This window comes from Pseudomonas oryzihabitans, from assembly GCF_007665395.1.
Classification (GTDB): Bacteria; Pseudomonadota; Gammaproteobacteria; order Pseudomonadales; family Pseudomonadaceae; genus Chryseomonas; species Chryseomonas psychrotolerans_C.
This window is the reverse complement of sequence record NZ_VDND01000010.1, coordinates 127429-145150: the sequence shown is the minus strand read 5'-3', so window position 1 is coordinate 145150 and position 17722 is coordinate 127429. Positions and strand designations below refer to the sequence as shown.

Here is a 17722-nt window from a genome sequence, read left to right as displayed (position 1 = left end):
TGGCCTGCGCCGCCCCAGGTTAGGAGTTTCAAGGTATGCCGGTAAAAGTACTGGTGGTGGACGATTCCGGCTTCTTCCGGCGTCGGCTCAAGGAAATCCTGGCGGCCGATCCCAACATCTCGGTGGTGGGCACGGCCAGCAACGGGCGCGAAGGGGTCGACCAGGCCCTGGCGCTGCGGCCCGATGTCATCACCATGGACTACGAGATGCCGATGATGGACGGCATCACCGCCGTTCGCCACATCATGCAGCAGTGTCCGACCCCGGTACTGATGTTCTCCTCGCTCACCCACGAAGGCGCCCGGGTCACCCTGGATGCCCTGGATGCCGGCGCGGTCGACTACCTGCCGAAGAATTTCGAGGACATCTCGCGCAATCCGGCCAGCGTGCAGAAGCTGCTGTGCGAGAAGATCCATCATATCGCCCGTTCCAACCGGCGTTTCGCCGTGGCGCCCAGCGTCGCCGCCGCGCCGGCCGCTGGGGCACCCGCTGCCCCGGCGAGTGCCCGTCCGGCCGCGCGTCCGGCGCCCAGCGCCGGCGCCCAGGCCCAGGCGCCGCATGCCCCGGCTGCGCCCTCGTCACCGCCGCCCAAGCGCAAGCACTACCGGCTGGTGGCCATCGGCACCTCCACCGGTGGCCCGGTGGCGCTGCAGCGGGTCCTGACCCAGCTGCCGGCCAATTTCCCAGCGCCGCTGGTGCTGATCCAGCACATGCCCGCCGCCTTCACCAAGGCCTTCGCCGAGCGCCTCGACAAACTCTGCCGCATCAGCGTCAAGGAAGCCGAGGATGGCGACCAGCTGCGCCCGGGACTGGCCCTGCTGGCACCCGGTGGCAAGCAGATGATGGTGGATGGCCGTGGCACGGTGAAGATCCTGCCCGGTGACGAGCGCCTCAACTACAAGCCCTGCGTCGACGTGACCTTCGGCTCGGCCGCCAAGGCCTATGCCGACAAGGTCCTGGCGGTGGTCCTCACTGGCATGGGCGCCGATGGCCGGGAAGGCGCGCGGATGCTCAAGCAGGTGGGTAGCCAGGTCTGGGCCCAGGACGAAGCCAGCTGTGTCATCTACGGCATGCCCATGGCCATCGCCAAGGCCAACCTGGCCGATGCCATCTATGGCCTGGACGATATCGGCCGGCACCTGACCGAGGCCTGTTCGTGACGGCAGGCGTTCCCCCGCGAGCAGGTCGTTGAGCGTGGACGTCCTCAGCCTCATCGGCATCCTGCTGGCCTTCACCGCCATCATGGGGGGCAATCTGCTCGAAGGCGGTTCCTTCGCCGCCCTGGCCAACGCCCCGGCGGCGTTGATCGTGGTCGGCGGTACCCTGGGCGCCGTGCTGCTGCAGACCCGCTTGCCGGTGCTGCGACGGGCCCTGACCATGCTGGCCTGGGTGTTCGTGCCGCCGCGCCTGGACCTCCCTGGTGGCATCCGCAAGGTGGTCAACTGGAGCACCGTGGCGCGCAAGGAAGGCCTGCTCGGCCTCGAGCCGCTGGTCGCCCGGGAAGCCGATCCCTATGCTGCCAAGGGCCTGCAACTGCTGGTCGACGGTACCGAGCCCGAAGCCCTGCGCAGCATTCTGGAAGTGGACCTCTACGGCCAGGAAGACCGTGACCTCGCCGCTGCCAAGGTCTACGAGGCTATGGGGGGCTATGCGCCCACGGTCGGCATCATCGGCGCGGTGATGGGTCTGATCCACGTCATGCAGAATCTGGCCGATCCTTCGCAATTGGGCAGCGGCATCGCCGTGGCCTTCGTCGCCACCATCTATGGTGTCGGCTTCGCCAACCTGCTGCTGTTGCCGGTCGGCAGCAAGCTCAAGGCGCTGGCGCAGCAGCAGTCCCGCTACCGGGAAATGCTGCTGGAAGGGTTGATGTCTATAGGCGAGGGCGAGAATCCCCGCTCCATCGAAATGAAGCTGCAAGGTTTCCTGGACTAGGAGAGCCCCGCATGCCTCGTCGTCGCCGCCGTCCCGAGGAGCACGAGAACCACGAGCGCTGGCTGGTCTCCTACGCGGACTTCATCACCCTGCTGTTCGCCTTCTTCGTGGTCATGTATTCCATTTCCTCGCTGAACGAGAGCAAGTACCGGGTGCTCTCGGACAGCCTCTCGGGCATCTTCAGCCAGCCGGATCGTTCGCTCAAACCCATTCCCATCGGCGATCAGCGGCCGACGGGCGTGACACCGGCGGTGGTGGAAGCCAACGCCGGCCAGCCGGCGAAGAGCGCCGCCGCCGATCCGCTGCAGCAGATCGCCGACAGCGTGCGGGCCACCTTCGGCGATCTCATCGCCGGCGATCAACTGAACATCCGGGCCAGCGAGATGTGGCTGGAAATCGAGCTCAGCTCCAATCTGCTCTTCGCCAGTGGCGATGCCCTGCCGAGCAATCCCGCCTTCGGCCTGCTGGAAAAGGTGGCCAAGATCCTGGCGCCCTTCGGTAATCCGGTCCAGGTACAGGGTTACACCGATGACCGCCCCATCAGTACGGCGCTCTATCCCACCAACTGGGAGCTGTCAGCGGCGCGCGCCGCCAGTATCGTGCGCCTGCTGATCGGCAACGGCATCGCGCCGCAACGCCTGGCGGTGGTGGGCTACGGGGCCTATCAGCCGGTCACCGACAATGGCAGCGAGGCCGGCCGGGCGCGCAACCGGCGAGTGGTGCTGCTGATATCGCGTAATCTCAACCTGTTCCGGCCGCAGAGCAGTTTGCAAAATCCGTCGACTGGCACACAATCTGCAGCATCGCCTGGAGAACCGGCGCCCAAGGTGGCGCCCGTCAAATCTTCGTCGCCGGCCGCCATGCCGGCCCCTTGACCCGGCCGGTCGTGTCGTCGGGAGGAAGTCTGCACATGAGAGTCTGGGCTGTCGCCAATCAGAAGGGTGGGGTGGGCAAGACCACCACCACCGTTGCCCTCGCCGGTCTGCTCGGCGATGAGGGCAAGCGCGTCTTGCTGGTGGACCTCGATCCCCACGGCTCCCTGACCAGCTATTTCGGTCAGGATCCGGACAGCCTCGAGCACAGCGTGTTCGACCTGTTCCAGCATGGCGGCCAGGTTCCCGAAGGGCTGCCGAAGCGCTTGCTGCTACCCACCAGTCACCCGCAGCTGTCCATGCTGCCTTCCAGCACCGCGCTGGCTACCCTGGAGCGCCAGTCGCCGGGGCAGAGCGGCCTCGGCCTGGTGATCTCCAAGAGCCTGGCGCAACTCTGGAACGACTTCGACCATGTGCTGATCGACAGCCCGCCGCTGCTCGGGGTGCTGATGGTCAATGCGCTGGCGGCCAGCCAGCACCTGGTGATTCCGACCCAGACCGAATTCCTCGCGCTCAAGGGCCTCGAACGCATGGTCAACACCCTGACCATGATCAACCGCTCGCGCAAGCAGGCGCTGCCCTACACCATCGTGCCGACCCTGTTCGACCGCCGCACCCAGGCCTCCATCGGCACCCTCAAGGTCCTGCGCCATACCTATCCGGCACAGCTGTGGCAGGCGTTCATTCCCATCGACACCCGGCTGCGCGATGCCAGTCGTTCCGGACAGGTTCCCTCGCGCTACGAAGCCAATAGCCGTGGGGTGATCGCCTACCGGGCGCTGTTGCGGCACCTGCTAGAGGGTGCGCCCAGTACCCAGGTCGCCTGATTCAAGTTTTCCACCTCGCCGGCCGATAGGCTGGACAACTCACTCACGTAGATCGCCATGAGCCAACCGACGACCCTCGACAATCGCCCTCAGCGGGTCCTGCAAGGCTATCTCGATGCCCTGCTGCTGGACGCGTTCCTGGAGCTGCCGACCGCCGACGTCGCGCCCGTCGTGGCGCCGGTGGTCGCGCCGCCCGAGCCGATCGCCAGCGTGAGCGAAGACGAATTCGCCGCGGCCGTGCGCGAGGAGCTCGAGCGGGATGCGGCGCGCCCGCCCCGCGTGGTGCCGCTGGCCGCGCGCCGCGCCGGAGTGGCCCTGGCCGAGCGCCCCCTGCCGGAGGTGCTGCTGCCAGCGCCCCAGCCCTTGGTGCTGCCGGAAAGCGACATCGAATTGGACTGGCGCGTCCCCGCGCTGGCGCCGGTCGCCGAGCCGGTCCGTCCGGCGGTGGCTGGTATCGCCCTCGGCAGCGAGGCACCACAGGCATCGCTCGCCGGTGGCGTGCCGCCCGCTGGGGTGCGTCTCGAGGGCCGCCCCGAATGGGGCGAGGAGCCCTTCGAGTGCCTGCTGTTCGACGTGGCCGGCCTCACCCTGGCCGCGCCCCTGGTGTGCCTGGGCTCCATCTATCCGCTCGCCGACGAAGAGTTGACGCCGCTGTTCGGTCAGCCAGACTGGTTCCTGGGCCTGCTACCCTGCCAGGCGGGCAATCTGCGGGTGCTCGACGCGGCGCGCTGGGTGATGCCCGAACGCTACCGCGACGACTATCGCGAGGGGCTGAAATTCGTGATATCGCTGCAGGGCCTGGACTGGGGCCTGGCGGTGCATGGGGTCAGCCACTCGGTACGTCTGGATCCCGCCGAGGTCAAATGGCGGAACCAGCGAGCCACCCGTCCCTGGCTGGCCGGGACGGTGATCGATCAGATGTGTGCGCTGCTGGATGTAGCGGCGCTCGCTGAACAGGTGGTGGGTGGCCGTCGCTAGGGCCGCCCGCCGCAACTAACCAGCGGGTTCGCCCGCTTCGCCGCACGTGCGGTATTTGACGAGGCTAGGGAACATGAAAAAAACGTCCGCACAGGGTTCCGAAGATCCGGTCCTGCAATGGGTTACCTTCCGCCTGGATAACGAGACCTATGGCATCAACGTGATGCAGGTCCAGGAAGTCCTGCGCTACACCGAAATCGCCCCGGTCCCCGGTGCGCCGAGCTACGTGCTGGGCATCATCAACCTGCGCGGCAACGTGGTGACGGTGATCGATACCCGTCAGCGCTTCGGCCTGCTGCCCACCGAGGTCACCGACAACACCCGCATCGTCATCATCGAGGCCGACAAGCAGGTCGTCGGCATCCTGGTGGACAGCGTCGCCGAGGTGGTCTATCTGCGCCAATCCGAGATCGAGACCGCGCCGAACGTCGGCAACGACGAATCGGCCAAATTCATCCAGGGCGTGTGCAACAAGAACGGCGAGCTGCTCATCCTGGTCGAGCTGGACAAGCTGATGACCGAAGAAGAGTGGTCGGAGCTGGAAAGCATCTGATGCTCGTCGGGCTGATCCTGCTCAGCGTGGCGCTGGGGCTGGCGTGCGCCGGCCTCGGCGGTTGCTGCTGGCTGCTCTGGCAACGCCAGCGCCAGCAGACGGCCAAGCTGGCCGAGCGGGAGGCCCTCGTCGACAAGCGCATGCAGATCCTGCTCAAGCGCCTGGAAACCTACCAGGCCGGCCAGGTGCGCATGGGTGAGCAGGTGCAGGGCCTGGCCCAGGTGGTCGCGCCCTTGCCCGATCGTCTGACCCAGATCGAACAGAGCGACCCCACCAGTCTGTCGTTCTCCCAGGCCGCCCGCCTGGTGGGTCTCGGCGCCAGCGCCGACGATCTCACCCAGGCCTGTGGTCTCTCCCAGGCCGAAGCCGAGCTGGTCGCCCGACTGCATCGGCAGCGCCAGCAGCGTTCCGGCTAAGCGCCCTTACCGCTGCCCGCATGGGATCGCCGCCCTAGCTGACGATCCAGTGGTACAGCGCAATCACCACCAGCACGGCCAGCACCGGCTTGGCGATGCGATAGGCCTTGGGGTGACGCCGCTTGAATTTCTTCACGCCGCCACCGATGCGGTCGCCGAATCTCTTGCTGAAGGCATAGGCCTGGTTGATACCGCCCACGCGTTCGCCTTCGACGTTCTGCGGCGCCGTGGCGCTGCCGAGGAAGCGGCTGACCGCCTGGTTGAGGCGGGTCAGCAGGCGATTGCGCAGCGGCCGCTCGACGTCGCAGAACAGGATAACGCGGGTCTGGTCGGTCTCGTTCTTCACCCAGTGCACATAGGTTTCGTCGAACATCACGTCCTCGCCGTCGCGCCAGGCGTAGGGTTGGCCGTCGACGTAGATGCGGCAGGCATCCGAGTTGGGCGTGGCCAGGCCCAGGTGATAGCGCAGCGAACCGCCGAAGGGGTCGCGGTGCGGATTCAGATGGCTGCCGCCGGGCAGCAGGGCGAACATGGCGCCCTTGACGTTGGGGATCTGCCGCACCAGTTCCACGGTACGCGGGCACAGGGTCTGGGCGGAAGGCAGCGGCTCGCCGTACCAGGTCAGGTAGAAGCGCTTCCAGCCCTTCTTGAAGAAGGAGCCGAAGCCGGCGTCGTTGTCCTTCTCAGCCGCGCGGATATAGCCTTCGTCGAACAGCCGCAGGGCCTCGACGCGAATCTCCTGCCAGTTGTCCTTGAGCACGTCCAGCTCCGGAAAGCGGCTGCGATCCAGGTAGGGCTTGGACGGTACGCTGGAGAACAGGTACATCAGGGCGTTGTAGGGGGCGAAGACCGCCGAGTGGTTGACCAACTGGCGCAGGAAGGGCAGGCGCGCTTGTCCGCGAAGGTGGACGAAGAGCACGCTGGCGACGAAGAGCAGGACGATCGCGAGAGTAATCATGGGCGAATTTTTATCGGCAGCGCCCTAACCAGGGGCGGGATAGGTAATGGTCGCATTATTTCACCCCCGCGAAAGGCTTGCACTCGGTTCGTCGGCTGCGCAGGATGGACACCCTGGCGCGCGGCCGCTCCCGAGCCGCGCCCTCTTGGATGATCTAGACGAGTCGTATCGATGAGCATGTCCCTACGCGACCAGCTGCTGAAAGCCGGATTGGTCAATGAAAAGCAGGCCAAGCAGGCCGTCAAGCAGAAGCAGAAGCAGAACCGCATGGAGCATCGCGGGCAGGCGGAAAAGGATCGCTCCCAGGAGTTGGCCGTCCAGCAGGCCCAGGCGGACAAACTGGCCAAGGACCAGGAGCTCAATCGGGCCCAGGAAGACAAGAAGAAGCGCAAGGCCGAGCAGGCGCAGATCAAGCAACTGATCGAGACCAGCCGCCTGCCCAAGCTGAGCACCGAGGATTACTACAATTTCGTCGACGACAAGAAGGTCAAGCGCCTGTCGGTCAACGTCATGATGAGAGACAAGCTCAGCAAGGGCAGCCTGGCCATCGTGCGCTACGAAGGCCGCTACGAGGTGGTGCCGCGGGCCACCGCCGAACGCATCCAGGAGCGCGATCCCAAGCGGGTGGTGCTGCTCAACGTGCAGAGCGGCGAGCCGGATCCGGACGATCCCTACGCGGCCTATCAGGTGCCGGACGACCTGATGTGGTAAGGCGCCTGGTCAGGCGTTCTGCCTGACCAGCATGTAGAGGCGATAGACGGCGATGCTGGGGATCAGCTGCAGGAAGCCCGAGAGGGTCTGCAGGGCGATCTCCAGTGCCGCGGCATCGGCGAACTGGCGGGTGATCCAGCCATCGAGCAGCCAGGCCGGCAGCACCGTGGCCAGGATGCAGGCCAGCAGGGTGAAGAAATAGCCGCGGGTCAGGCGCAGGCTGCCGCGCAGCGCATCCAGCGGTGCCCGGCCTTCCAGCACCAGCAGGTTCTCGGCGAAGGCCAGCTTGGCCATGATCAGAAAGCCCGGGACGATCAGCAGCGAAAAGCCCAGCATCACCAGCCCCGAGGTGATCGCCGCCAGCAGGGCGAAGCGCGGCCAGAGCAACAGTGCGGCGCCCCAGGCCCCGCTCAGCCGCGGGGTGGTGCCCTGGGTCCGCGCCTCCAGGAAGATCAGCAGCCCGGCGGTGTACAGCGGATAGCAGAGCAGGCTGACCAGCATGTCCCAGAGTCCGCCGTTCACGCCGAAGCGTTCCAGCACCTGATAGCGCAACAGGGCCTCGAGCAGCAGCCAGGGCAGGGTGAGGACGGCCAGGGGACGCAGGTTGCGGGCGAAGAAGGAGAGCGAGTCGCGCAGGATATCGACGGGGGTCATGCAGCTATTCCGGACGGGCAAGCGGCCAGTCTAGCAGGCCGACCCGTCCGCTCGCAGGCGTTCGAGCAGGGCTGCGCTGGCGCTGACGGTCGCGTATTCACCCTGCAGGTTGGCCATGGCCATCGCATGGACCTCTTCGGCACTGCGCGGGCGACCGGCGTAGTCGGTCTTGGCGAAGGTATAGCAGGCGTCCTCGACCACCCAGGTACGGAAGCCGAGGTTGCCGGCGCTGCGCGCCGTGGCTTCCACGGAATTCTCGCTGGCTACGCCGCAGATCACCACGTCCTCGATGCCACGCTGCAGCAGCCAGCGCTCCAGGGCACTGTGGATGAAGGCGTCCGGTACCTGCTTGTCGAATACCGTCTCGCCAGGCAGCGGCGCCAGGTTCGGCTGGAAGAGCACACCGGGCTGGCCCGGCCAGAACACCGAGCGCGGATCGCGGGAGAGATGGCGGACGTGCACCAGCGGGGCCCGGGCCTGGCGCCAGGCGGCCAGCAACTCGGCCATGCGCAGCTCGGCGTCGGGATGGTTGCGGGGGCCCAGGTGTGCAGCCCGGATGCCTTGCTGCTGGTCGATGAGAAGGAGCACGGGCGCCATGGGCGAGCCTCGGGGGCGGGGGGGAAGTCAGATTCCCGCAGCGCCGGCCGGTTGTCCAGTCGCGGCGGCCAGCCCGGAACTCGCCGCCGTGGCGCCCCTTCAGATGGACAGGGCTCATCGCCGCGCCAGCGCGGCTGGCTGAATCCAGGCTGAACGTAGTGCTTGTCCGTCTTGAAAAGCCTTGGTTTCGCCATTATCTGGCTTAGCAGCGCGCAACCTTGCGCCTTTCGATATCCAGGCCGTTCCCGTGGGGAACGCCGTCAGTAGACCGTCTGCGGGAGGGTCATCATGCAACGCGAAGAAAGCCAGCTGATCGAGGGTCTGTTCGACCGTCTCAAGACCACGGAGTCGCAGACCGCGCCCCGTGACCGGGAAGCCGAGGCACTGATCCAGCAGCGCCTGCGCGAGCAACCCGCGGCGCCCTATTACATGGCCCAGGCGATGCTGATCCAGGAGGCCGCCATCAAGCGGCTGGACCAGCGCGTCAAGGAGCTGGAAAGCCAGATGGCCCAGCTGCAGCAGAACCGTCCGAGCAGCGGTGGCTTCCTGTCCAGCCTGTTCGGTGGCGGTAGCAGCCAGCCAGCGGGCGGCCAGGCACCGGCCAATGCCGCGCCGTCGCGTGGCTGGAATGATCCGGGTCCGGCGGCCTCGCGGCCTGCCAATCCGGGGTATGCCCAGCCCAATCCCGGCTATGCCCAGCCCGCGCCGGGCTATGGCGCGCCCCAGGCAGCGCCCTCGCGCATGGGCGGCTTCATGGGCGGCGCGCTGCAGACCGCGGCCGGGGTGGCCGGCGGTGTGTTGGCGGCCCAGGCGATTTCGGGCCTGTTCCACCACTCGCAGCCCGAGGAGATCGTCAACGTCATCAACGAGACCCCGGCTGCCGACCAGGGCCTGGCCGATACCGGCTCCCAGGGAGGCTGGGCGGACAACGCCAGCTACGACAATGGCGGCGGATTCCAGGATGCCGGTGGCTATCAGGATAATGGCGGCTTCCAGGACGCCGCCGACTATGGCGATACCGGCGGCGGTGGCGGCTTCTTCGACGACAGTGGCGACGACGACTCCTTCATCTGACCGAACCTCGCGCTCCGCCAGCCCTGGTGCCGCGAGGCACCGGGGCTTTTTTGTGCACGCCGTCAGCCGGGCAGGAGCGGCAGGGGGCGCTCGAAGGGGGTCGACAGCACCACCACGGTCCGGCTCATGCCGAAGCGGGTCAGCTGATCGATGAGGGCCTCCAGTTCGCCCATGTCGCGTACGGCGGCGCGTAGCATCAGACAGTCTTCACCCGTGACCCGGTGGCAGGCGAGCAGCTGGGGCAGGGCTTCCAGCTTTTTCAGCAGGGGGCCCTGGGCGGTCGTGTGCAGGCGCAGGGAGATCAGGCATTCGGTGCCGTAGCCCAGGGCACGGCGGTCGATGCGGGCCCCATAGCCGGTGATGATCCCGGCGTCCTCCAGCTTGGCGATGCGCTCGGCGATGGCCGGCGCGGAGAGGCCCAGGCGTCGCCCCAGCTCGGCGTAGCTGGCCCGGCCTTCCACCAGCAGCAGGTCGATGAGGCGTCGATCCAGGTGATCCAAGAGCTACTCCCTTAGCCTTCGAATCGAAGGCACTTGTGGCTAAATACCGCCGAATCCAAGGTTGGTCGGGGCTTTTCTCCGGCGACTCTATCTTAGTTGGCCGCGCGTCCGCTTCTACAATGTCGACCTGACACCCCTGGAAGCCCTCTCGCGCATGGATACCTCCGTCTCACCCTGCACCGCGCCGCGCCTGCCCAGCTGGCTGCCCCTGGTGGCGGCCTTCTTCGCCCTCTACGTGGTCTGGGGCTCCACCTATCTGGTGATCCGTATCGGGATAGGCCATTGGCCGCCGCTGCTGATGGCGGGATTGAGATTCCTGATCGGCGGAACCCTGCTGCTGGGCTGGCTGCGCTGGCGCGGCGCGCCCTGGCCGACCCTGCGCGAGACCCTGGCCGCCGGCGTGATCGGTATCCTGCTGCTGGCCGTCGGCAACGGCGGGGTGACCCTGGCCGAGCACTGGGGCGTGACCTCGGGCATCGCCGCCCTGTCCATCGCCACGGTGCCACTGTTCACGCTGCTGTTCGGTCTGCTCTGGGGGCAGCGCAACACCCTGCTGGAGTGGGCGGGTATCGCCCTGGGACTGGTCGGGATCGCCTTGCTCAACCTGGGCAGCACCCTGAGCGCGACGCCGCTGGGTGCGGCGGTGATCCTGCTGGCCGCCGCGGCCTGGGCCTTCGGCTCGATCTGGAGTCGCTACCTGCCGTTGCCGCAAGGCGCCATGGCCAGTGCGGTCGAGATGCTGGTGGCCGGCGCGGTCCTGCTTGGCGCCAGCTACCTGAGTGGCGAGCGGTTGCAGCACTGGCCCGGTCTGGGTGGCTGGCTGGCGCTGGGCTACCTGGTGGTGTTCGGCTCCCTGATCGCCTTCAGCGCCTATCTCTATCTGCTGGGGCGGGTGCGGCCGGCCGCGGCCACCAGCTACGCCTACGTCAATCCGGTGGTGGCGGTGCTGCTCGGTACCCTGTTCGTCGGCGAGCGCATCGGTCCGGCGGAGATGCTGGCGATGCTGGTCATCGTCGGCGCCGTGGTACTGATCGGGCTGCCGCAGTGGCGACGCCGCTGACAGCCTGCTCAAAGGCTGCGGCGCGTCGGCCGAACGGCGTCGAAAAGGGCCTGGAAGGCCGGCCTCACCTGGGCGGCCCCGTCGCGATGCTCGTTTACCACTCGTGAACTCGTTTGCGAGCCCGGTCGTGCGCCAGTCCGATCCGCTTCTTCGGCCATTTTCGTGGGGCTGCCTAGGCCTTGTTTGGCTCTCGCTCGCGAGACGTTGAACGGGCCCTGAGGTCAGGCTAGGCTGGCGCGTCATCCTTGCGGAGTCCGCCATGAGTCCAGAAGCCACCCCCGCCTTTGCCGAAGCGCCGCTGGAGGTCGCCGAGCTCCGCGTCCTCGGCAGCCTGATCGAAAAGCAGCTGACCACCCCGGAAACCTATCCGCTGACCCTCAATGCGCTGGTGCTGGCCTGCAACCAGAAGACCAGTCGCGAACCGGTGTTGAATCTCACCCCGGGCGAGGTGGGGCAGGGGCTGCGGCGGCTGGAGGAGCGCGGCCTGGCCCGCCTGGTCATGGGCAGCCGGGCGGATCGCTGGGAACAGCGCCTGGACAAGGCGCTGGAGTTGCCGCCACCGCAATGGGTGCTTTGCGCGCTGCTGTTCCTGCGGGGTCCCCAGACCCTGGGCGAATTGCTCAGCCGCAGCGCTCGCCTGCACGCCTTCGATGACATCGAGCAGGTTCGCCATCACCTGGAGCGGCTGATCGCCCGCGGCCTGGCCATCGGCCTCGGTCGGCAACCGGGCCAGCGCGAGGAGCGCTATCTGCATCTGTTCGGCAGTGCCGCCGAGCGCGAGGCGCAGGTCGCCCAGCTGGGCAGCGCGGCGGACGGCGGCGGGTCCGGTGGCGGCCGCGAAGGCCGGCTCGAGGCGCTGGAAGCCCGGATCGTGGCGCTCGAAGAGCGCCTGGCGCGCCTGGAAGAAGCCGCTCAGCGCGGGTAGAGCGGCGGCAGGGTGTCATGTACCGCCGCCGGCGTCAGCGGCGGCAGGGCGTTGATCGCCTGCCACAGGGTCTCGCCCTGCCAGCGCTGGCCGGCCTCGCTGTAGAGCGCGCCATTGAGGTCGTCGAGGGCGGCCGCCAGCGGTTCGAAGCGGGCGCCCATGGCCGCCAGGGTTTCCGGCTGCTGGCGGGCCCAGGCGTCCAGGGCATGGCGGGTGGCATGGGGGTCGTTGCTCTGGCAGGCGCGGCGCAGCTCTTCGCGCTGCAGACGACTGTCGACATCCGGCACGCTCGGCAGCACCGCCGGCTGGCGCCGGGCGCGCCACCAGAGGCCGAAGCCGAGCAGGGTGGTCAGCGCCAGGATCGCGGTCGCCAGTTGCCAGCGCCAGAGGCCCCGGTCGCTGCTGGTCGACTTCGTCGCCGGTGCCACGACGGGCTGCAGTGTCGGATCCTCGGCGACGACCAGGGTCTGGGCCGGCAGGGTCGCCCGCTCCAGGGTGTCGGTCTCGGTGTTCCACCAGACCACCTCCACCGGTGGCAGCCGCTTGTCACCGGTGGTGGCGGGAATCAGGGCGATGCGTTCTTCGCGTTGCCCCACCAGCCCCCGCGCCTGGGTCTGCATGGACAGCCGCGGCTGCTCGGCATAGCGCTTCACGCCCTCGACGTCGGGCAGCACCAGCGGGGGCAACTGGCCGGGCGCCAGGCCTTCGGCGCGCAGTTGCAGGGTCCGGGTCAGGGCGCTGCCTTCGCGAGCGTCTTCCGGGGCGGGATTCCACTGTTGCGTCAGGCTCAGGCTGCGTGCCGGTAGCCAGGGCGTCTGCGGGGGGTAGCTGGCGGGCTGTGGCTGGACGTCCAGGGTCAGGGCCGGCGTATGCAACTGGATCGGCTGGCCGGCGCGCGAGCTGTCGGCGATACCGCCCGCCAGGGTGGCGCTGAAGGTCTGGGGTGGCAGGACCAGGGTGCCGCTCTGCAGTGGATGGATGGCGTAGCGCCATTCGATCACCCCGTGGCGCACGCCGTCGACATCGCGCTCATACACCTGCGGCGTACCCAGCAGGTCCACGCGCGCTTCCTTGGGGGCGGGCGGGGTGAGCACGTGATCGTCGTAGAGCGCCACGGCATGGTAGAGGCGGATGGTGAGGAGGGTTTCCGCCTGCACATAGAGCCGGGGGCGATCCACCGAGGCTTCCAGGTAGACCGGCTCGCGGGTCTGGCGCCGGGCGGCGGTCGCCGCCACGGTGACGGTCAAGGGTTCGCTGCGGGCGCCGTCGAGGGTCAGGGCGGGAATGGTCAGGGCGCCTGTGGCCTTGGGCTGCAAAGTGACGTTCCAGCGGGTGGTCACCCGTTCGCCGGGCGGCAGGCTGTTCTGCCGCACCCCGAGCACCTTGAAGTCCTGCGCCAGTGGCTGCAGGTCGGGCTTGCCGAACTGGGCGGGATCGGTGGTCTCGATAATGAGTTCGAGGGTCTCGTTCTCGCTGACCTGGCTACGCTCCAGCCGGGCACTGAGGTCGGCCGCCTGGGCGAGCGGCACCAGCAGCGCGAGGGGCAGGAGCAACGGGTGGGCCTTCATTGCAGCGCGTTCTCCTCGCGTTGTTGCTGTTGGTACCAGAATTTGCGGCGCAGCAGCTCCGCCGGATTGTCCGGGATCTCCCGCAGCCACTGTTCAGCGGCCTGGCGTTGTTCCTCGGCCAGCGGATCGTCGGCGAACGCGGGGCTGACCAGCCAGTCCGCACCGGCCTGGGCCTGCCGCTGCGGACTGGCCGTGGCGGTCGTCTCCGGGGTGGCGGTGCTGGTGCTGGCCGGTTCGTCCGCCTGGGCGCTGGTCTGGCTGGAGGCCTGGGCCTGGGCCTTGCGCTGGCGGGCAGCGGCCTCGGCCTGGGCCGCGGCGCGTTGGGCGAGCAGGCGCTCGAGGCGGTTGCGATTGCGCAGGGCGGCGGCGAGGTCCGGACGCAAGACCAGGGCGGCCCGATAGGCAGTCAGGGCCTCCTCCAGGCGACCGGCCATGGCCAGGGCATTGCCGCGGTTGTAGTGGCCGTCCGCCGAAGGATCCCGGGCGAAGGCGGTGGCGGCGCCGCCGTAGTCGCCGGCGCGGTAGAGCGCGACGCCGCGCCAGCGCTCGTCGCTGAAGAGATCGGCGGCGGCGGCGGGCTGCTCGTCGGCGAGCAGTTGCAGACCCTGTTGGTCGCGTCGCAGCCAGAGGTCGTCCCAGCTGCCGGCCTGCGCCGGCGGCGGCGTCAGCAGCAGACAGAAGGGCAGGCACAGCAGCCAGCCGCGGCGGGCGCCGCAGGCCACCAGCACCAGCAGGGGCAGGAGCAGCAGGTAGCCCTGGTCGCGCCAGCCGGAGGGGCCCTGGCCATCGCTGGCGCGGACATCGTCGGGTCGCTGCAGCAGACCGAGCTGGCGCAGGTCGCCATCGTCGCGCTGCAGGCGCTCGTAGCGCCCGCCCAGGGCCCGGGCAACGTCGCGCAGCCGGCCCTCGTCCAGGCGTGCGATGCGGATGCCGCCGGCGGCATCACTGAGATAGTTGCCGCTTTCGGCGGCCACGGGAGCCCCCTGGGGCGTACCCGGCCCGAGGATCGCCAGCTGGCGCAGCCGGCCCTGCAGCTGCTGCTCGATACCCAGGCGTTCGCGGTCGTCCAGGTCGCTGGCGATCAGCAGCAGGCGGGCGCTGGGGCTGGGCGCCGGGCCGAGCAATTCCAGCGCCTGGGCGATGCCCAGGTCGGCGCGCTGGCCGGGTACCGGCATGATCGACGGACGCAGGGCCGCGAGCAGGTTGTCCATGGTCGCCCGGTCGTCCGTCAGCGGGACCAGGGTGTGGGCGCTGCCGGCATAGACGACGATGGCGGTCTCGCCGTCCTGGCGCGCCCTGAGCAGGTCCTGCAGCTTGCGCTGCACGGCCAGCAGGCGGTTGGGGACGACGTCGGTGGCGAGCAATTCCGGGGTCAGGGCCAGCACCACCACCAGCGGATCGTTGCGGCGGAAGTTCTGCTGTTCGCCCTGCTGCCAGCTGGGCCCGGCCAGGGCCAGGCAGGCCAGCAGCCCGGCGCTGCCCAGCAGCACCAGGCCGAGGGGCGAGCGCTGGCGTTCGCTGTCGCTGAGCAACCAGGGGTGCAGGGCGGGGGGCAGGAGCGCCTGCCAGCGGCCATGGCGATGACGGCGCTGACGCAATGACCAGAGCACCAGGGCGACCGGCAGGATCGCCAGCAGCCAGGCCGGACGCAGGAACAGCGGCAGCCAGTCGCTCATGGCGCCTTGCCTCCTCGTCGCCAGTGCCCCGGCCAGGGCAGACGACCGAGCGCCAGCGCCAGGCCGAGCAGCAGCGCCAGGGCCAGCGGCCAGGCATAGAGCTCCCGGGTGGGGCGCGCCTGGTCGGGCTGCTGGCGGATGGGTTCGAGGCGGTCCAGCTGGCGGGACACCGCCGCCAGCTCGGTGCTGGATCTCACCCGGAAGTAGGCGCCGTTGGTGACGTCGGCGAGATGCCGCAGCATGGGTTCGTCGAGGTCGCTGGGCGTCGCGCCGGCGCCCAGGGCGTCCGGTTCGGCGCCGATGCCCAGGGTATAGACGCGGACCCGCTCGCTGGCCGCCAGCGTCGCGGCCACCGCGGGTGTCACCACGCCGCCGTTGCTGGCGCCATCGGTGACCAGGATCAGCGTCCGGCTATTGTCCGGGCGCTTGCGCAGGTGCTTGACCGCCAGGCCCACGGCATCGCCCACTGCGGTGTTGCGCCCGGCCAGGCCGATCTGGGCTTCCTCCAGCAGCGCATGCACCGTCCGGCGGTCGGCGGTCAGCGGTGCCTGGAGGTAGGCCTGGGAGCCGAACAGGATCAACCCGACACGGTCACCCTGGCGGCTGTCGATGAAGCGGCCGAGCAACTGCTTGACCAGGGTCAGGCGGCTGACGTTCTCGTCGCCCAGCAGCATGTCCGGGGTGTCCATCGAGCCGGAGATATCCACCGCCAGCAGCAGGTCGCGCCCGCTGACGTCCAGCGGCTGGGGCGGCCCCACCCACTGGGGACGGGCCGCCGCCGCCAGGATCAGCAGCCAGCCCAGCAGATAGGGCAGCAGCCGGCGGGCGCCGGCGAGGCCACCCGCGCGGCTGACCCGACCGCCGAGGTGTTCGAGTTCGCCGAGGAAGTCGACGCGCAGCGCCGCCTGGCCGCTGTCCGCCGCCGGCAACAGCGCGCGCAGCAGCCAGGGCAGCGGCGCCAGCAGCCAGAGCCAGGGCCAGGCGAATTCAAACATGCTTGCGGATCCAGGTGGCGACGGCGTCCTGCAGGCCATCGATGATGCGGTCTTCGAGCCGGAGATCCGGGCGATAGCCACCATCCACCAGGATCATGTAGCGCGTCAGGCCGGCCGCCGGACAGCGTGAATCGAGAAAGGCCAGCCAGTCGCGCCCGCTGAGGGTCTGGCTGATCTGGTCCGGATAGCTGGCGCGGCAGAGCCGCTTGAGCAGGGCATTCAGGGCCTGCAGCCAGGGCCCGGCCGGGGCGCCATAGGGACGCGGCAGGCGCTCCAGCTCGGCCAGGGCGGTGGTGCGCAGGTCCTCTTCCGGGCTCGGCTCGGCGACGGTCGCGCTCACCAGCGGCCGCCGGCCGTGGCGATGCCGCAGGAAGAAGGCCAGCGCCACCACGACCAGCACCAGCAGCCACCAGCCCGGGGCCGGCGGCCAGAAGGGCGCCTCCGGCGGCAGGCGAAGCGGGTCGAGGTTGGGTGCGCCGGGACTCACGAAGCGTACCCCGGGCGGTGCTGGCGCAGCAGATGGCGCAGCTGCTCGACCAGGTCGTCCGCCGTGGACAGCGGCAGCAGCGGGATGCCCAGGCGCAGGCTGAGCTGCGTCCAGCGTTCGCGGCGTTGGGCGGCCTGTTCGGCGTACCCCTGGCGCACGTCGGCGCGATCGGTGTCCAGCTCGACCTCGGCCTGGCCGCTGGTGAAGCGCAGCAGGCCGGCTTGCGGCAATTCATGGTCGAGGGGATCGGAGAGCGGCAGCAGCACCAGGTCGCTGTGCCGGGAGAGCAGGGTGAGATGCTGCTCGGTGGCCACGTCCAGGCTGCGCTCGTCGCAGATCACCAGCGCCAGGCTGCCGGGTCGCAGCACCTCGCGGGCCCGCCGCAGGACCTGGTTGAAACTGATGCGCGGCACCTGCGCCAACGCCGGATCCTGCAGCACCCGGTTGGCGTTGATCAGATGATCGAAGAAGCGCAGCAGATTCTGCTTGCTGCGTCTCGGCCGTACCTCGTGCAGGCGCTCGCCGCCGAAGATCATGCCGCCGATGCGGTCGTTGTGCTCCAGCACCGCCCAGCCGATCAGGGCGGCGAGGCGGCCGGCGAGGACCGACTTGAATTGCTGGCGGGTGCCGAAGAAGGTGCGCGGGCTCTGTTCCAGCAGCAGATAGACCGGGCGTTCGCGTTCTTCGTGGAACAGCTTGGTATGGGGCTCGCGGGTGCGCGCGGTGACGCGCCAGTCGATGGCCCGCACGTCGTCGCCGGGCTGGTAGGCGCGGACCTGGTCGAAGTCCACGCCGCGACCGCGCAGGCGCGAGTGGTGCAGGCCGATCAGCGGGCTGCGCCGGCCGGCGGCGGAAAACAGCTGCACCTCGACCACCCGGTGGCGCATCTCGATGAGCTCGGCCAGGCCCAGGGTCACGCCGTCGCGCTCGGCCATC

20 protein-coding genes are annotated in these 17722 nt (G+C 68.9%); 11 read left to right on the top strand and 9 right to left on the bottom strand.

The annotated features are described in order from the left end of the window. The first annotated feature begins 35 nt into the window (after positions 1–35). From FSV73_RS19540 to FSV73_RS19510, 7 genes are all read left to right on the top strand, one after another. A complete protein-coding gene (locus tag FSV73_RS19540) occupies positions 36–1160 on the top strand; it encodes a protein-glutamate methylesterase/protein-glutamine glutaminase (protein WP_145010105.1) in 1125 nt (374 codons plus the stop codon). A 34-nt stretch (positions 1161–1194) separates the two neighbouring features. Then, complete coding sequence (locus FSV73_RS19535; protein ID WP_145010102.1) at positions 1195–1935, top strand: flagellar motor protein; 741 nt, start codon at positions 1195–1197, stop codon at positions 1933–1935. Between the two features lie 11 nt (positions 1936–1946). Beyond that, positions 1947–2810, top strand: a complete 864-nt coding sequence (gene motD, locus FSV73_RS19530; protein ID WP_145010099.1) for a flagellar motor protein MotD — start codon at positions 1947–1949, stop codon at positions 2808–2810. Positions 2811–2845: 35 nt separating this feature from the next. After that, positions 2846–3634 (top strand): ParA family protein, encoded by a 789-nt coding sequence (locus tag FSV73_RS19525; protein WP_145010096.1) that lies wholly within the window; start codon positions 2846–2848, stop codon positions 3632–3634. 57 nt (positions 3635–3691) lie between these two features. Beyond that, positions 3692–4612 (top strand): chemotaxis protein CheW, encoded by a 921-nt coding sequence (locus FSV73_RS19520; RefSeq protein ID WP_145010093.1) that lies wholly within the window; start codon positions 3692–3694, stop codon positions 4610–4612. Between the two features lie 73 nt (positions 4613–4685). Then, entirely contained in the window at positions 4686–5165 is a 480-nt protein-coding gene (locus tag FSV73_RS19515) for a chemotaxis protein CheW (RefSeq protein ID WP_007160357.1), read from the top strand. After that, positions 5165–5581, top strand: coding sequence for a DUF2802 domain-containing protein (locus FSV73_RS19510; protein ID WP_145010090.1), 417 nt, complete (start codon positions 5165–5167; stop codon positions 5579–5581). Before FSV73_RS19515 ends, FSV73_RS19510 begins: the two co-directional genes overlap by 1 nt. Before the next feature lie 34 nt (positions 5582–5615). On the opposite strand, the gene FSV73_RS19505 is transcribed toward FSV73_RS19510, so the two are convergent. Continuing rightward, entirely contained in the window at positions 5616–6539 is a 924-nt protein-coding gene (locus FSV73_RS19505; RefSeq protein WP_145010087.1) for an aspartyl/asparaginyl beta-hydroxylase domain-containing protein, read from the bottom strand. Positions 6540–6710: 171 nt separating this feature from the next. On the opposite strand from FSV73_RS19505, the gene FSV73_RS19500 reads away from it, so the two are divergent. Next, the gene (locus FSV73_RS19500) at positions 6711–7250 is read left to right on the top strand and encodes a DUF2058 domain-containing protein (protein WP_145010084.1); all 540 of its coding nucleotides are present in this window, start codon (positions 6711–6713) and stop codon (positions 7248–7250) included. Between the two features lie 9 nt (positions 7251–7259). Here FSV73_RS19500 and FSV73_RS19495 read toward each other — a convergent pair whose 3' ends face one another. Beyond that, complete coding sequence (locus FSV73_RS19495) at positions 7260–7904, bottom strand: YciC family protein (protein WP_145010081.1); 645 nt, start codon at positions 7902–7904, stop codon at positions 7260–7262. Positions 7905–7934: 30 nt separating this feature from the next. Further along, a complete protein-coding gene (locus FSV73_RS19490) occupies positions 7935–8501 on the bottom strand; it encodes a cysteine hydrolase family protein (protein WP_145010078.1) in 567 nt (188 codons plus the stop codon). A 288-nt stretch (positions 8502–8789) separates the two neighbouring features. Between FSV73_RS19490 and FSV73_RS19485 the strand changes: the two genes are divergently transcribed. Then, the gene (locus FSV73_RS19485) at positions 8790–9575 is read left to right on the top strand and encodes a DUF2076 domain-containing protein (protein WP_145010075.1); all 786 of its coding nucleotides are present in this window, start codon (positions 8790–8792) and stop codon (positions 9573–9575) included. A 62-nt stretch (positions 9576–9637) separates the two neighbouring features. Here FSV73_RS19485 and FSV73_RS19480 read toward each other — a convergent pair whose 3' ends face one another. Further along, on the bottom strand, positions 9638–10075 hold the full coding sequence (locus FSV73_RS19480) for an Lrp/AsnC family transcriptional regulator (protein ID WP_145010072.1): 438 nt from the start codon (positions 10073–10075) through the stop codon (positions 9638–9640). 154 nt (positions 10076–10229) lie between these two features. Between FSV73_RS19480 and yedA the strand changes: the two genes are divergently transcribed. Together yedA and FSV73_RS19470 are read left to right on the top strand one after the other, a co-directional pair. Next, complete coding sequence (gene yedA / locus FSV73_RS19475) at positions 10230–11135, top strand: drug/metabolite exporter YedA (protein WP_145010069.1); 906 nt, start codon at positions 10230–10232, stop codon at positions 11133–11135. 259 nt (positions 11136–11394) lie between these two features. Then, positions 11395–12060: a YceH family protein gene (locus tag FSV73_RS19470; protein WP_145010066.1), complete on the top strand. Its 666-nt coding sequence runs from the start codon at positions 11395–11397 to the stop codon at positions 12058–12060. On the opposite strand, the gene FSV73_RS19465 is transcribed toward FSV73_RS19470, so the two are convergent. From FSV73_RS19465 to FSV73_RS19445, 5 genes are read right to left on the bottom strand one after another with little or no spacing between them, the layout of a single operon-like run. After that, positions 12048–13628, bottom strand: a complete 1581-nt coding sequence (locus FSV73_RS19465) for a BatD family protein (RefSeq protein WP_145010063.1) — start codon at positions 13626–13628, stop codon at positions 12048–12050. The two genes, FSV73_RS19470 and FSV73_RS19465, sit on opposite strands and share 13 nt — an antisense overlap. Next, a complete protein-coding gene (locus FSV73_RS19460) occupies positions 13625–15304 on the bottom strand; it encodes a vWA domain-containing protein (RefSeq protein ID WP_145010060.1) in 1680 nt (559 codons plus the stop codon). Before FSV73_RS19460 ends, FSV73_RS19465 begins: the two co-directional genes overlap by 4 nt. Then, entirely contained in the window at positions 15301–16299 is a 999-nt protein-coding gene (locus FSV73_RS19455; protein WP_145010057.1) for a VWA domain-containing protein, read from the bottom strand. The genes FSV73_RS19460 and FSV73_RS19455 overlap by 4 nt, the downstream gene beginning before the upstream one ends. Continuing rightward, on the bottom strand, positions 16292–16786 hold the full coding sequence (locus FSV73_RS19450; protein WP_145010055.1) for a DUF4381 domain-containing protein: 495 nt from the start codon (positions 16784–16786) through the stop codon (positions 16292–16294). The genes FSV73_RS19455 and FSV73_RS19450 overlap by 8 nt, the downstream gene beginning before the upstream one ends. Beyond that, the gene (locus tag FSV73_RS19445; protein WP_145010052.1) at positions 16783–17721 is read right to left on the bottom strand and encodes a DUF58 domain-containing protein; all 939 of its coding nucleotides are present in this window, start codon (positions 17719–17721) and stop codon (positions 16783–16785) included. Before FSV73_RS19445 ends, FSV73_RS19450 begins: the two co-directional genes overlap by 4 nt. Position 17722 lies beyond the last annotated feature (1 nt).

Coding starts and splice junctions, on each gene's coding strand:
- FSV73_RS19540 (WP_145010105.1), top strand. CDS start 36: ATGCCGGTAAAAGTACTGGTGGTGGACGATTCCGGCTTCTTCCGGCGT.
- motD (WP_145010099.1), top strand. CDS start 1,947: ATGCCTCGTCGTCGCCGCCGTCCCGAGGAGCACGAGAACCACGAGCGC.
- FSV73_RS19525 (WP_145010096.1), top strand. CDS start 2,846: ATGAGAGTCTGGGCTGTCGCCAATCAGAAGGGTGGGGTGGGCAAGACC.
- FSV73_RS19520 (WP_145010093.1), top strand. CDS start 3,692: ATGAGCCAACCGACGACCCTCGACAATCGCCCTCAGCGGGTCCTGCAA.
- FSV73_RS19515 (WP_007160357.1), top strand. CDS start 4,686: ATGAAAAAAACGTCCGCACAGGGTTCCGAAGATCCGGTCCTGCAATGG.
- FSV73_RS19510 (WP_145010090.1), top strand. CDS start 5,165: ATGCTCGTCGGGCTGATCCTGCTCAGCGTGGCGCTGGGGCTGGCGTGC.
- FSV73_RS19505 (WP_145010087.1), bottom strand. CDS start 6,539: ATGATTACTCTCGCGATCGTCCTGCTCTTCGTCGCCAGCGTGCTCTTC.
- FSV73_RS19500 (WP_145010084.1), top strand. CDS start 6,711: ATGAGCATGTCCCTACGCGACCAGCTGCTGAAAGCCGGATTGGTCAAT.
- FSV73_RS19495 (WP_145010081.1), bottom strand. CDS start 7,904: ATGACCCCCGTCGATATCCTGCGCGACTCGCTCTCCTTCTTCGCCCGC.
- FSV73_RS19490 (WP_145010078.1), bottom strand. CDS start 8,501: ATGGCGCCCGTGCTCCTTCTCATCGACCAGCAGCAAGGCATCCGGGCT.
- FSV73_RS19485 (WP_145010075.1), top strand. CDS start 8,790: ATGCAACGCGAAGAAAGCCAGCTGATCGAGGGTCTGTTCGACCGTCTC.
- yedA (WP_145010069.1), top strand. CDS start 10,230: ATGGATACCTCCGTCTCACCCTGCACCGCGCCGCGCCTGCCCAGCTGG.
- FSV73_RS19470 (WP_145010066.1), top strand. CDS start 11,395: ATGAGTCCAGAAGCCACCCCCGCCTTTGCCGAAGCGCCGCTGGAGGTC.
- FSV73_RS19465 (WP_145010063.1), bottom strand. CDS start 13,628: ATGAAGGCCCACCCGTTGCTCCTGCCCCTCGCGCTGCTGGTGCCGCTC.
- FSV73_RS19460 (WP_145010060.1), bottom strand. CDS start 15,304: ATGAGCGACTGGCTGCCGCTGTTCCTGCGTCCGGCCTGGCTGCTGGCG.
- FSV73_RS19455 (WP_145010057.1), bottom strand. CDS start 16,299: ATGTTTGAATTCGCCTGGCCCTGGCTCTGGCTGCTGGCGCCGCTGCCC.
- FSV73_RS19445 (WP_145010052.1), bottom strand. CDS start 17,721: ATGGCCGAGCGCGACGGCGTGACCCTGGGCCTGGCCGAGCTCATCGAG.